This window comes from Streptomyces sp. NPDC058279 (genome assembly GCF_042881255.1).
Classification (GTDB): domain Bacteria; phylum Actinomycetota; class Actinomycetes; order Streptomycetales; family Streptomycetaceae; genus Streptomyces.
On record NZ_JBHVYA010000026.1, the window covers coordinates 60,828 to 71,596 of the forward strand.

Annotated in this window: 13 protein-coding genes and 1 pseudogene; 8 read left to right on the forward strand and 6 right to left on the reverse strand. The window is 70.8% G+C overall.

Features of this window, described 5'->3' with window-relative positions:
- Positions 1-50 precede the first annotated feature (50 nt).
- The gene (locus tag ACFVXJ_RS29960) at positions 51-977 is read left to right on the forward strand and encodes a hypothetical protein (RefSeq protein WP_389666447.1); all 927 of its coding nucleotides are present in this window, start codon (positions 51-53) and stop codon (positions 975-977) included.
- 158 nt (positions 978-1,135) lie between these two features.
- On the opposite strand, the pseudogene ACFVXJ_RS29965 reads toward ACFVXJ_RS29960, so the two are convergent.
- The 3 genes and pseudogenes from ACFVXJ_RS29965 to ACFVXJ_RS29975 all read right to left on the reverse strand — a co-directional run.
- Positions 1,136-1,474: pseudogene (locus ACFVXJ_RS29965) on the reverse strand (CBS domain-containing protein); the annotation flags it as partial.
- Positions 1,475-1,536: 62 nt separating this feature from the next.
- Entirely contained in the window at positions 1,537-2,007 is a 471-nt protein-coding gene (locus ACFVXJ_RS29970; RefSeq protein ID WP_389666449.1) for a protein kilB, read from the reverse strand.
- Between the two features lie 325 nt (positions 2,008-2,332).
- Positions 2,333-3,436: a helix-turn-helix domain-containing protein gene (locus tag ACFVXJ_RS29975; protein WP_389666450.1), complete on the reverse strand. Its 1,104-nt coding sequence runs from the start codon at positions 3,434-3,436 to the stop codon at positions 2,333-2,335.
- 91 nt (positions 3,437-3,527) lie between these two features.
- On the opposite strand from ACFVXJ_RS29975, the gene ACFVXJ_RS29980 reads away from it, so the two are divergent.
- The 4 genes from ACFVXJ_RS29980 (at position 3,528) to ACFVXJ_RS29995 (ending at position 4,850) form a co-directional block, all read left to right on the forward strand.
- Entirely contained in the window at positions 3,528-3,731 is a 204-nt protein-coding gene (locus ACFVXJ_RS29980; protein WP_389666451.1) for a hypothetical protein, read from the forward strand.
- Between the two features lie 29 nt (positions 3,732-3,760).
- Positions 3,761-4,108, forward strand: a complete 348-nt coding sequence (locus ACFVXJ_RS29985; RefSeq protein WP_389666453.1) for a hypothetical protein — start codon at positions 3,761-3,763, stop codon at positions 4,106-4,108.
- Between the two features lie 111 nt (positions 4,109-4,219).
- A complete protein-coding gene (locus ACFVXJ_RS29990; RefSeq protein ID WP_389666455.1) occupies positions 4,220-4,501 on the forward strand; it encodes a hypothetical protein in 282 nt (93 codons plus the stop codon).
- Positions 4,502-4,640: 139 nt separating this feature from the next.
- Positions 4,641-4,850 carry a hypothetical protein gene (locus ACFVXJ_RS29995; protein ID WP_389666457.1) on the forward strand — a complete coding sequence of 70 codons (210 nt, stop codon included), beginning with the start codon at positions 4,641-4,643 and terminating at the stop codon, positions 4,848-4,850.
- Between the two features lie 192 nt (positions 4,851-5,042).
- On the opposite strand, the gene ACFVXJ_RS30000 is transcribed toward ACFVXJ_RS29995, so the two are convergent.
- Entirely contained in the window at positions 5,043-5,237 is a 195-nt protein-coding gene (locus ACFVXJ_RS30000) for a hypothetical protein (RefSeq protein WP_389666459.1), read from the reverse strand.
- A gap of 439 nt (positions 5,238-5,676) precedes the next feature.
- Between ACFVXJ_RS30000 and ACFVXJ_RS30005 the strand changes: the two genes are divergently transcribed.
- The 3 genes from ACFVXJ_RS30005 to ACFVXJ_RS30015 all read left to right on the forward strand — a co-directional run bounded on the left by ACFVXJ_RS30005 (position 5,677) and on the right by ACFVXJ_RS30015 (position 7,394).
- Positions 5,677-6,048 carry a hypothetical protein gene (locus ACFVXJ_RS30005; RefSeq protein WP_389666461.1) on the forward strand — a complete coding sequence of 124 codons (372 nt, stop codon included), beginning with the start codon at positions 5,677-5,679 and terminating at the stop codon, positions 6,046-6,048.
- A gap of 245 nt (positions 6,049-6,293) precedes the next feature.
- A complete protein-coding gene (locus ACFVXJ_RS30010) occupies positions 6,294-6,785 on the forward strand; it encodes a hypothetical protein (protein WP_389666463.1) in 492 nt (163 codons plus the stop codon).
- Positions 6,786-6,941: 156 nt separating this feature from the next.
- Entirely contained in the window at positions 6,942-7,394 is a 453-nt protein-coding gene (locus tag ACFVXJ_RS30015) for an ATP/GTP-binding protein (protein WP_389666465.1), read from the forward strand.
- 24 nt (positions 7,395-7,418) lie between these two features.
- Here the strand turns inward: ACFVXJ_RS30015 and ACFVXJ_RS30020 are convergent, their stop codons facing one another.
- Entirely contained in the window at positions 7,419-9,905 is a 2,487-nt protein-coding gene (locus tag ACFVXJ_RS30020; protein ID WP_389666467.1) for a Helicase associated domain protein, read from the reverse strand.
- A gap of 213 nt (positions 9,906-10,118) precedes the next feature.
- The gene (locus ACFVXJ_RS30025; protein ID WP_389666469.1) at positions 10,119-10,358 is read right to left on the reverse strand and encodes a hypothetical protein; all 240 of its coding nucleotides are present in this window, start codon (positions 10,356-10,358) and stop codon (positions 10,119-10,121) included.
- Positions 10,359-10,769 lie beyond the last annotated feature (411 nt).

Consider the following 10,769-nt stretch of genomic DNA (forward strand, 5'->3'; position numbering starts at 1 on the left):
CAGTGACCCGCACCGACCCGCGCTTCACCTGAGCCTGAGGAAACCCCGTCATGAACAGGAATCAGACCGCCGCCCTCCTCGCCCTGCCCACACTCTTCGCCGGCGCAGCACTCTTCCTCGGCTCTCCCGCCGCGGCCTCCGCCCTCGCCTGCACCGCCGGCACCGCGGGCGTCGCCGGCGCCAATGGGAACTCCTCCCATCCCAACGGCTTTCCCGGCACCGCGGGCGGCCCCGCGACCGGAACCGGGGACTGCGCCGGAGGTGCGGGGGGTCCCGGCGGCAACGGTGTCCTGGGCGGTGTCGGCGGTGGGGGCGGCAACGGCGGTGCTGGCCTCGGCAACGGTTCCGGCGGGGCGGGTGCTCTCGGCGGCAACGCCGGCCCCAACGGCGCCGCGGGCGGCAACGGCGGAACCGGCGCGGCCGGCGGCCTGACCGGTGCCGGCGGCGCGGGCGGAGCAGGCGGAGCGGGCACCCACGGGGGTGCGGGCGGCGCCGGCGGCGTCGGCGGCAACTCCGGCGCCAACTCCGGCGCAGGTGGCCGCGGCGGCATCGGCGGCGCCGGGGGATCCGACGGCGGTGCGGGCGGCAACGCAGGCAACGGCGGCATCGGCCACGGCGGTGGCGCGGGCGGTAACGGTGGCCGCGGCGGCATCAACAGTTCCGGTACCGGCGGCAACGGCGGCAAGGCCGGAAACGGCGGCAACGGCAGCACCGGCGGCGCCTACCCGGGCGGTGCCGCAGGCATCGGCGGGGCGGGGGGCCTGAGCTCCGGAGGCATCATCAACTTCGGCGGCAACGGAGGCGATGGGGGCAACGGCGGCGCCAAGTCGGGCGCCAGCGCCGATGGCGCCTGCGGCAACGGCGGCGCCGGCGGCAACGCCACCGGGGGCATCCTCTTCCACGGCGGGACCGGCGGGACCGGCGGAACCTCCGGCCTGGGCAGCCCCTGCACGAACGGGGCCAACGGAACACCGTGACCTGTCGCGACCGGTGCCCCTCGCCATCCCTCAGCGCGCACACCTCGTGCGGTCCCGGGGCGTGACGTCCGGACCCGGTCCAGGCCGAGGATGCGCCCCAGGACGTCCTGCTCGACCTCGCCGCGGATCTCGACGTCGGAGCGGATGAAGGCGTCGAGAAGGTCACTGCGGGTGACGATGCCGGTGAGGAGCCCGTCGTCGCCGACCACCGGCAGTTGCTTAACGTGTCGCCTGCGGAGTTCCCGTGCGGCCCGGGGGATCGTCCAGTCGGCGCGGGCGGTGAAGACGGGGCTGCTCATGAGCGCGCCTGCGGTCCGGGCCCGGGCCTTGCCCCAGGCACGCTCGTCGTTCCCGTCCTGACTCTGCGGATCGGGCATGCCGGTCTCGTGCCGCAGCACGTCGGACGCGGACACGACATCGACGGGAGCGCCGTCGTCGTCGACGACCGGGGCCGCCTCGAACCGGTCGAAGACGGACGGCGGAGTGGCTGCTCTCAGACGGCTCCTACCACTGCACGTACACGGCGCACTGGACGGCGACGAAGCTCCGACCCCCTAGGTCAGCGGTTGTTGGGACTCAGCAGCGTGGCTGCCGCGGCGACGAAGGCCACGGACGCTTCCTTGGCCGCATGCCGCCGGGCGTCCAGCTCGGTGCGGCCGGTGGCCTTGCGCAGTGCGTACGTGGCATCTGCGGCCTGCTGGGCGGGGCCGGCCAGTTCGGGGATCAGGACCTGAAGGCGGATGTGGGGCGCGGTGATCGCCGCCCGAGTGTCGTGGGACCTCGTCTGGGCCTCCAGCTGATGCTCGGTGCCTGCCTCGATCAGGGCCAGACGCTCCCGGTGGAACATCGCCGAGCGGTGCGCGTCCAGGGCGGCCGCGAAGTCGGTGACGGCGCCGAGCTGGTCCTGGCGGTGGCTGTCCGCGCGCTGCTCGGCGCGTGCGGTGCGTGCCGAACGTTGCTGGAGGAGTCCGGCGGTGAAGGCACCGGCGAGGGTACCGAGTACGGCAACGATCGAAGGCCATATGGACATCAGGTGTTGGGTCCTGTCGGGTAGTCGGTTTCGGAGGTCAGGGCGGCGGACAGCAAGGTAGGCGGCGACTTCGGCGGCCGGGTTACGCCCGCAGCACTCCAGACCTACCCTGGCGGTCAATCTTTCGCGGCTTGGGTCAGAGATAAGTCCGGGCCCATGATCACCTGCTCCCAGCCGACCAGCACACGGGACGGCCGAAAGCAAGTACCGGCACGCTTCCAGAACTCAGCAACACGTTTCTTGTCGCTGGCGGACCGTTCCCTGCGGTGACCAACAAACGTTGCTGGCTCCCTGCGGCAAAACCATGTGACCGTCCCCCGGGGGTTCAGGCCTGGATTTCGGCCATGAGCATGCGCAGGGTGAGGCTGTGTTTTTCCGGTGGCAGGGCGTTCATGGCGGCGGTGGCGTGGGCGATGCCGCCGGCCCGGTCGCCGGAGCGGGCGAGCATCAGCCCCCGGTGGAGTTCGAGGTGGGTCGCGAAGCGCGGCAGGGAGGCGGGGAGTTCGGCGAGGGCCTGGTCCTGCGCCTCGGTGGCGGCTTTCTCGTCACCGAGGCGGGCGAGGAGGAGGGAGCGGAAGACGTTGAGTCGCCACCAGGGGACGGCGTAGTCGGAGGTCTGTTCGTGGGAGCCGGCGGTGTCGAAGATGCGCCGGCCTCGGGTGTCGAGGGCGTGGGCGGTGGCGTGGTCGCCGCGTAGGGCTGCGGTGTGCGCCTTGCCGTAGACCGCGTTCAACAAGCCCAGCGACGGCCGGTCGGAGAGGGCGAGGGCCTGGTCCGCGAGGACGTCCGCGACGCCGAGGGAGGCGCCTTCGTAGCCGAGGGCGATGGCCGCCCGTCCCCGCACCCACACGCGGACGTCGGGGTCGGTGGATTGGTCGGCGGCGGTGGCGGCCATCCGGTACCAGCGCACGGCCGCGGCCCCGTCTGAGCCGGGGAATGTCTTGGCGTACAGGGTCATCAACCTCGCCGCCGCCGACCACAGTCGCGGCTGCTCCAGTTGTTGTTGGATGACGACGAGTTCCCCGGCGACGCGGCGTTGGATGTCGGCGGCGCCCATCGACATGTAGTCCGTGCCGTACGCGGTGAGCTTGTCCTCCCACGTCTCTGCGCTCGGCCCGCCGTTCAGGCGGGCGGCGAAACCGCGTGCCAACAGGTCGGAGGCGACCGCGGGGGCTATGGCGGTGCCGGCCACGTCGGTCAGGAAGGTACGGCGCATCATGGGGTCCTCCAGGACGGCTAAGGGCACGTCGAGCACACTCGACAGTGCCGCGAGGTAGAAGCCCCCCGGCGTGACCTTCCCGCGCTCCCAGCGGGCCACGTACTCCCGCGTCAGCGTGGTCCCGTGCACGGTGTTGATCTCGTCGGCGAGACGGGCCTGAGACCAACCGTGCGCGGTACGCAGCTCGCGGATCAACGCGCCGATGTCCATGAGCCCATCTTGCCCCCCTCAATGCCCCTGCCCCGGGCCTTTCTTCGGGCCGAAGGTATGGAGACCGGCCCCCGTGTGAAGAGGTGTCCTCATGGCAGAAACGACCGACCACACCCCCGCCCGCCGCGAAGCCCTCAAACTCTTCCCCCCACCCCTGCTCACGCCCTCCCCGTCCTGCGCCCGATGCCAGGGCTACGCCCACCGACGCGACACCGCCACCGGCCCTCTACGCGGAACAGTCGTCACCGACATGCAGGTGTTGATGAAGCGCTGCGCGCGGGCCGGTCACCGGTGAGGGGCCGCCGGTACCCCCTCGGGCAAAGGTTGCTCGACCGCGACCGCCAGGCCCACGGCGTCATCGTCGGCGTCTACCCCTCCCCGCTCGTGGTGCGCCTGGCGGACACCTCGGGGTTCCAGTGGATCGCCCGCACCATCACGTGTGAGCAGCTCGACGCGCAGCAGACCGACCGGGTTCCGGCGGGACGCGTCCCGGTGGACGTGCCGCCCACCGAACTACGGGTAGGGGACCAAGTCCTCACGGGTGGTCGTCTGGTCGCGATCACCGATCTGCGCTACCGCTACGGCGCCACCCGCACGATGATCCTGGACAACGGCCGTGTCGCCGTCGCGGAACGCGCGGTGCGCGTCTACCGCCCCTACCCTCGCACCTGATCCTGGCCGCCCTCGCGGGCGGGCCGGCCGCCCCGGGGCGGGGGTCACCCGTCCGAAGGCGGCCGGCGCATCACCGCCCCGGCCTTGGCCTGGGGGTGGGAGGGTGTGTGGGTGGATGCCTGGTGGGTGGATCGTCGTGTGTACGGGGTGCCGAGCGAGCGGGACCGGGGGCCGAAGCCGGGGCACGTCTACGTCGAGCTTGTGGGCGGCCCCTTGGACGGCATGCTGCTGGACGTCACCGGCTGGCCCTCTCAGGAGGTCGTGGACGGGGCCATGCTGATGTCGGAGCACGGCCAGTTCCGGCCGGGAGGCCGGTCCGAGTACGAGCCGGCCGAAGCGGACGCCGGCGCCGGCGGTGTCGGCCGGTTCGTGTGGCACGGCGACGTCCCGTAGGCGACAGGCGTCCCGGTGCGGGTATGCGGCTGGTTAACGACCCCGGATGAGCCCGCGGTGCGCGCGGTGGTCCGCCAGGCCGCGACATCTGCACCGCACCCCCCCCGTTGATCCGCCAGCGGGCCCGACGATCGCCGCGATGCGCGCTCTCGTTGACCGCCTCGCCGCGAGCGCGTACGCCATGGGTGAGCTGATGCTCGAAGTCGCCCCGGCCTACCTGTCCGACGAGCAGGCAGCCGATGTGCTCGCGCTGCTGTGCAACGAGATCGGGGAGGACCTGGAGCACGGTCTGGCGGCCCGCCGCTATGCCCTGACCGACCGCCGCGCTCTGGACGGCACCCTGCTGTAACGGCCCGGCTGGGCAAGCCTGGCTTGCCCACAGATGGTGACCCGCAAGGGCGGTCACCGGTGAGTTGTCCGGTGACATCTTTGGTGACTGACGAGTGGTGACTGACGAGTGGTGAGCGGCGGTGGGTGGGCCGCGCACCCGGTTCTGGCCTGGGGGTGGGCGGGGTGGGCGGGCGCGCACTGTGTGCTGGGGTCAGTTGCGGTTGGGGGTGGTGCCGGGGCCGAGGGGTCGCCGGCCGGGGACGGCCTGGCGGTCGTCGGTGGCGGCCTGGGCGGGCGGGAGCATGTCGGTGCCCTCGGCGGCGAGTCGGGCTCGGCGCCCGCCGGGGGGTTCGGTGGCGGGTGTGGTGGGGCGGGGGCCGGTGCCCAGTGGGCGGCGCTCGGTCATGCGGCCAGTCTCCCGGCGCCCGGTCCGGCCCGGTCAACTGGGGGGAATCTGGAGGGGGAAGCTGTATTTCCGAGGGCTCTGCATTTTGCCTGGTCAGAGCATGTTTTGCGGCTGGTGAGTAGCCGGACTTATATGTGTGGAGGGGTAGGAGGGTGCTGCGCCGGCGGTGTTGGGCGGAGCATCCGGACGGCGGTCTGTGTCGTGCTGTGGGTGTCGCTACGGAGCGTGATCATCGGCAGGTCGGGAGGCTCGGGTGCGGGTTCGTCGGACGGGATTACGGGCGGCTGGGGCTGCGGGAGTCCTGCCGGTGCTGGCTGGCTGCGGGAGTCCTGAGACGGACGCGAAACCGGCTGTGGGGCCGTCTGCAGCGCCCGCGTCGTCACCTGCTCCTGATCCTCAGGCGGGGGAGCGTGCGGCCGTCCTGGCCGCGTATAGGGCGATGTCGGAGGCGGAGGTCCGCTCGTACTCGGGCGGGCGCCTGGACCCGGAGTTGGAGCGCTACGCCACCCACACCGCCCTCGCGGACATCAAGAGCACGCTGTTCTGGTACCAGCAGCGGGGCACCGTGATGCGGGGCGAGCCGGTCCACTCCCCGGAGGTGACCTCGCTCGAGACCGCCGGGGACCCGCTGCGGGCGGTCATCACGGACTGCGTGGACTCCAGCCACTACGACAAAGTCGACAAGGACGGCGCCCCGGCCGCCACGCCATCCGGGCCGCGCCGCCACGTGGTGACCTCGACCGCCCAGCGCACGAAAGCCGGCTCCTGGCTGATCTACACGTCCACGATCGAGCGGGACCGCACATGCTGAGCCGGCCCCGCCTCGACGCGGCCGGCTGAGAGGCCGCCTCTGACGAACCCTGCGCGGGCCGCCACCACTCGGTGGCGGCCCGCGCTGTCGTGTGTCGGGGGCCGGCCCCGTGCTCGCCCGCAGGGCCGCGCGCCCCCGGCAAGGCTGCGGCCCAGCCCCCGTTCGGGTGAACCATTTGCAGTGCTGGCTGGGCTACGGCGGCAGGTGGTGATCAGCGGCGGCTGGCGCTGGCTAGGGTCCGTCACATGAGCCAAACGTGGCAGTACGACGTCCGAGCGGATCGCGGCTGGCAAGCGACGGACATCCGGAAGGTGGCGGACAGCAGCAAGGGCGTCAGCGTTCGCGCCGACGGTGAATGGAAGCACAGTCCCGACTGGGACGCCGTAGGCCCCGACGGGAACATCCCGGGCAAGGAAGGAGCCTTTTACCCGCATCTGGTGGCCAAGGGCCGCACTGAGTACCCCCACTCCGGCGACGATGCCTACGTCGGCAGCCTGATCGGGAAGTGGGGACCAGACGGCGGGGTGTTCCGCATCAACAAGGGTCTGGTGTTCGACTGCGGCCCCAACGTGGACACCAGCAAGACACTCTACCTCGCCATCAACGATCGGCCCGACGAGCTTTCAGAGAACACCGGCGTCATGCACGTCTTCGCACGCATCTACAACAGCGGCGACCGCGAGCAGAACTGGTACTACGACAGGATCGCCAACTGCTGGCGGAGCTCTACGAACTGACCGCAAGGCTGTCGGGCTCGTCCCGCTGACCCCGCGCTCCGACCGAAAGCAGCGGGGTGACAGCAGCCGGCGCACCGGGGGTCTGGTTCAACAGAGGCCCTGTGGCCTGCGCCGAGAGGCCGGGCTCCCCCAGCCCAGGCGCTCGCCCGGCAGGCGGTGGAGCAGCTGCGCCTGGAGGGCCCGGACATCGGGATCGTGCCGTTCCCGACCGGGCGCGGGATCGTCGGCATGCCGGTGTGGATGTGGAACAAGCCGGGACCGACCCGGACGGGTCCGGCGACCGCCTCGGCGTCGGCCGGCGCGGTCACCGTCACCGCCACCCCCCGGGTGGCCAAGGTCGTGTGGTGCATGGGTGACGGCGCCGTGATCACCTGCACCGCCCCTGGCACCCCCTACGAACCGAGGTTCGGCAAGCAGAAGTCACCGGACTGCGGCCACATGTACACGGCCACCAGCGCCCAGGCCCCCGGCGGCCGCTACCCGGTCACCGCCACCACCACATGGGACATCCAATGGGCCGGCGCCGGGCAGACCGGCACCCTCAACACCACCCGCCAGAGCCAGACCAGCCTCACCATCGGTGAGTTGCAGGTTCTCAACGTGCCTTGACCTGGGCAGAGGCACTTCAGCGGCCTACTGTGCCCAGTCCACACCCAACTCGGCGAGGGCTGCGAGTTGGTCGGGGTGGAGGCGGTCGCGGCGTTGTTTCTGGTTGGCGTACCAGATTCCGGTGCGGTGCTCGGTCCCGTCGGGCAGGACCTGCACGACGTCGCGCCCCGGCAGGCGGCCTTCGCGTGTGATGTACTGCGCGAGGGCTTCCAGGCCTTTCTGGAATGCCCTGCCGCCCGTGCCTGGCCCGGACGCCACGACCGGCTTCGCGGGGGCCGTACGTGCCCGTGCGGCCTTCTTCACGCCCAGTTGGGCGAGCCTCTTCCGCTGTTCCTGGTTGAGTTGGTTCCAGTCGCGTTGTTGGGTGGTGAGCCAGCGGCCGATGTCTTCGCCGTGTCGGGTTACCCGGGGCACCACCTCCTTCACGCGCGCACCTTCCGCCAGGAGTTGGGTGAGGTAGGTGTAGTGGCGTTGCCAGTCGACGGTCCACCCCCGTTCGCGGGGGTTCCAGTCCGGATCGATCGCGGCGAGTTCCTTGGCCCGGCGGCGGGCGCGTTCGGGGTTTTTGCCGAGCCCGCCGGGCCTGCGCACGTTGGTCAGCCACTGCCCGATCTGGATGTCGAGGATGGCTGCGCCTCGTGGGGCGGCGAGGGTGCCGTGGAGTTCGTAGTATGCCCGCGCGGCGGCGAGGTTTTCTTCGAACGCGGTGTCGGCGGTGTCCCAGACGATGCCGAGCTGCTCCAGTTCGGCGGCGCGTTCTCCGGTCATGGTCCCGGCCCGGTACGCGCGGCGTTGGTCGGAGAGCCACCTGCCCAGTGGGTAGGTGCCTTCCTGGTGGTCGTAGGGCACGTTCAGGTCGCCCTCCCGTTCGCGGTATCGGACGGCGGCTTCCGCACCGCGCCTCCAGTCTTGGCGTTCGGTGTTGATGACCTGGTAGCTGATCCATTTGGCGATGAGGGCGGGGTCGCGTGGTGCGGCGAAGCGGAGGATCAGTCGGCTTTCGTCCTCGCCTTCCCCGGGCGGCGGACCGATGGGGAGCGATGGATCAACGACCTGTTTGCGGGGTTCTTGGGGGATGGCGAGCATTTCCACGGCACGGGAATCGTGCGCCCGGAGCCCTTCCAAAACCCGGATCAAGGGCCGATACGAGTTCGAGGAAAGCATGTCTTCCGGCCTTTCCCCCACGCCCAGGAAAACAGGCACGATCAGGGTGGCCATCTTGCCCTGACCGGGTTTTTGTCGTAGGGCTCGGCCGATGGCTTGGACGATGTCCACCGCCGATCCCTTCGGGTCGATGAGGGCGACACTGTCTGTGGCCCGGATGTCGACGCCCTCGTTCAGGACGCGGCAGTTGGCCAGGACGGCGCGCCCGGCGCGGCGTCCGAAGTCACCCAGCACCGCCTGCCGGTGTTCGGGGTCGTGTTTCCCGGCCAGCCATTCGGCCCACACTTTTTCCGGATGCCGGGCGGGATCCACCTGGTGGAGCCGGCGTGCCACACGGGGCAGCCCTGCCGCGAAGGCTTCGGCTTCGATGGTGCGGTGGTGAAAAGTGATCGTGGTCTTCAGGTCGTGGGCGGCCATGGTCTCCAACAAAACCGCCTGGAGCGCCGCGAGGCGCTCGCCTCGCAACTGTTCGGCGTATCGTTCCTCGCTGATTAGCCGGTCCGGGGTGACGACGGGATCGGTGAGTTCGGCGACCACGATCTGGTAGCGGGCGAGCAGCCCCCGGGAGACCGCTGATGCCAGCGACAGTTCGTAGACGACGGGCCCGAACACCTTCTCGTCGTCCATCGAGCACGCCAGCTCCTTGGGGAGCCGGTCCCATACCCGCCGCGTTCGCTGGGGTGTCGCCTCGTCCACGACCTCCAGCTGCGCCTCGTACAGTTCCTGTTCGCGGCGGTCGCGGGCCGGCCGCTCGGTCCAGATGCGGGGGGTGGCGGTCATGTAGAGCCGCCGCATGGCGGGGATGACGTCCTGGTGGTGGACATCAGCCCACGCTTTCCCGGCCGATCCCGACGTCCGGTGGGCCTCGTCGACGACGACCAGGTCGAAGGTGTCCATCGGCAGGTTGTACTCGCCTCGGTGTGCTTCGGCGATGACGGGCAGGGAGGCGTAGGTGGCGTAGACCGTCACCGGCCCCCGGCCGTGCCACAGGGCCAACTGGGGTGCGGACGTCGTGGATCGCACATCGAGCTGCCAGAGGTGGACGTTGTCCTCCAGAGAACACACCGCGACCGCCGGCCCGGTATGCCCGGCGAGGCGCCATTCCCGCACGGTCTGGGTGAGCAGGTCCAGGGTGGGCAGCAGCACCAGGACCCGCCCACCGCGCGCCAGCCGGAGCGCGGCCGCGGCGGCCATGAACGTCTTCCCCGTCCCGCACGCGGCCACCACCGTGGCCCGCAGCCCCGCCTCAGGGATACGCTTTCCCGGCGGGATATCCAGACCGCGGACGATCGCCTCCACCGCTTCCTCCTGGTGAGGACGCAGTTCGATGTCACCGGTCTTCTGCATTCGACACCCCACGGAAATTCGGAGAGGCGGGGGCCCGCCCGGAGCCAGTGGCCATCTTCTCTGGATGCTACACAGTACATCTCGTTGTGATGCGTACTGAGACTGTACCGCGCATCGAGGCGGAAACAGGCGTCTCGGACGCACGGAAGCCGCCCGTCCACCCGCGGTGCTGCGCTCCGCAGAGAGTGGGTGGGCGGCTTCCGCTGTGCGGTGTCAGCCCAGCAGGGGCAGTCCACCACCGAGACGGGGCAGTCCACTACCGGCTAGGGGGAGCTGACCGAGAGTCGGCAAGCCTGCCGCCGCGGGGAGTCCGGCGACCGAGCCGAGCAGGGGTGCCGCCTGGGTCGTCAACCGGGTCACCAGGGGGAGTCCGTCCGCGGTAGCGGTGCCTGCGGAGCCCAGGAGTGCAGCGCCGGCCAGGAGTGTGGCGGCGAGAGTCTTGGAGTGTGTCATGGGTTCACCTTCCGAACGTTTGGGACAGCAGGGAGTCAGTGCACCGGCGAGAGTCTCGGCGGGCGTTCCTGTTCTTGATCAACGATGTGGAGGCGGGTAAGACACAGGCCGCCATCTTGTTGCCGGCGCGGGTCTGGAGGCGAAGCCGGAAGGTTTCAGGGGTGGGAGCGGAGCGGACACCCCAACGGGCCGAAGGCCCGGACCCTGTGAAACGGGGTCACCTCCTGTGCGCAGCACGCGAGCCCCGGCCCGCGAAGCGGGCCCTTGTCCGGGTGCAGCGAAGCGAAGACCGGACAGTCCGCAGCGCAGCGGAGGACTCCGGCCCGAAGGGCCGGCCTTGGCCTCGCTTGCGAGGCCCCGAGCCGCAACGCGGCTCGGTTTCCCTCCCATGCGCGCAGCGCATGGGGACCC

Bases quoted from the DNA above. Each gene is read 5' to 3' on its own strand.
- ACFVXJ_RS29960 (WP_389666447.1), top strand. From the start codon at position 51: ATGAACAGGAATCAGACCGCCGCCCTCCTCGCCCTGCCCACACTCTTC.
- ACFVXJ_RS29970 (WP_389666449.1), bottom strand. From the start codon at position 2,007: ATGTCCATATGGCCTTCGATCGTTGCCGTACTCGGTACCCTCGCCGGT.
- ACFVXJ_RS29975 (WP_389666450.1), bottom strand. From the start codon at position 3,436: ATGGACATCGGCGCGTTGATCCGCGAGCTGCGTACCGCGCACGGTTGG.
- ACFVXJ_RS29980 (WP_389666451.1), top strand. From the start codon at position 3,528: ATGGCAGAAACGACCGACCACACCCCCGCCCGCCGCGAAGCCCTCAAA.
- ACFVXJ_RS29995 (WP_389666457.1), top strand. From the start codon at position 4,641: ATGCGCGCTCTCGTTGACCGCCTCGCCGCGAGCGCGTACGCCATGGGT.
- ACFVXJ_RS30000 (WP_389666459.1), bottom strand. From the start codon at position 5,237: ATGACCGAGCGCCGCCCACTGGGCACCGGCCCCCGCCCCACCACACCC.
- ACFVXJ_RS30005 (WP_389666461.1), top strand. From the start codon at position 5,677: ATGTCGGAGGCGGAGGTCCGCTCGTACTCGGGCGGGCGCCTGGACCCG.
- ACFVXJ_RS30010 (WP_389666463.1), top strand. From the start codon at position 6,294: ATGAGCCAAACGTGGCAGTACGACGTCCGAGCGGATCGCGGCTGGCAA.
- ACFVXJ_RS30020 (WP_389666467.1), bottom strand. From the start codon at position 9,905: ATGCAGAAGACCGGTGACATCGAACTGCGTCCTCACCAGGAGGAAGCG.
- ACFVXJ_RS30025 (WP_389666469.1), bottom strand. From the start codon at position 10,358: ATGACACACTCCAAGACTCTCGCCGCCACACTCCTGGCCGGCGCTGCA.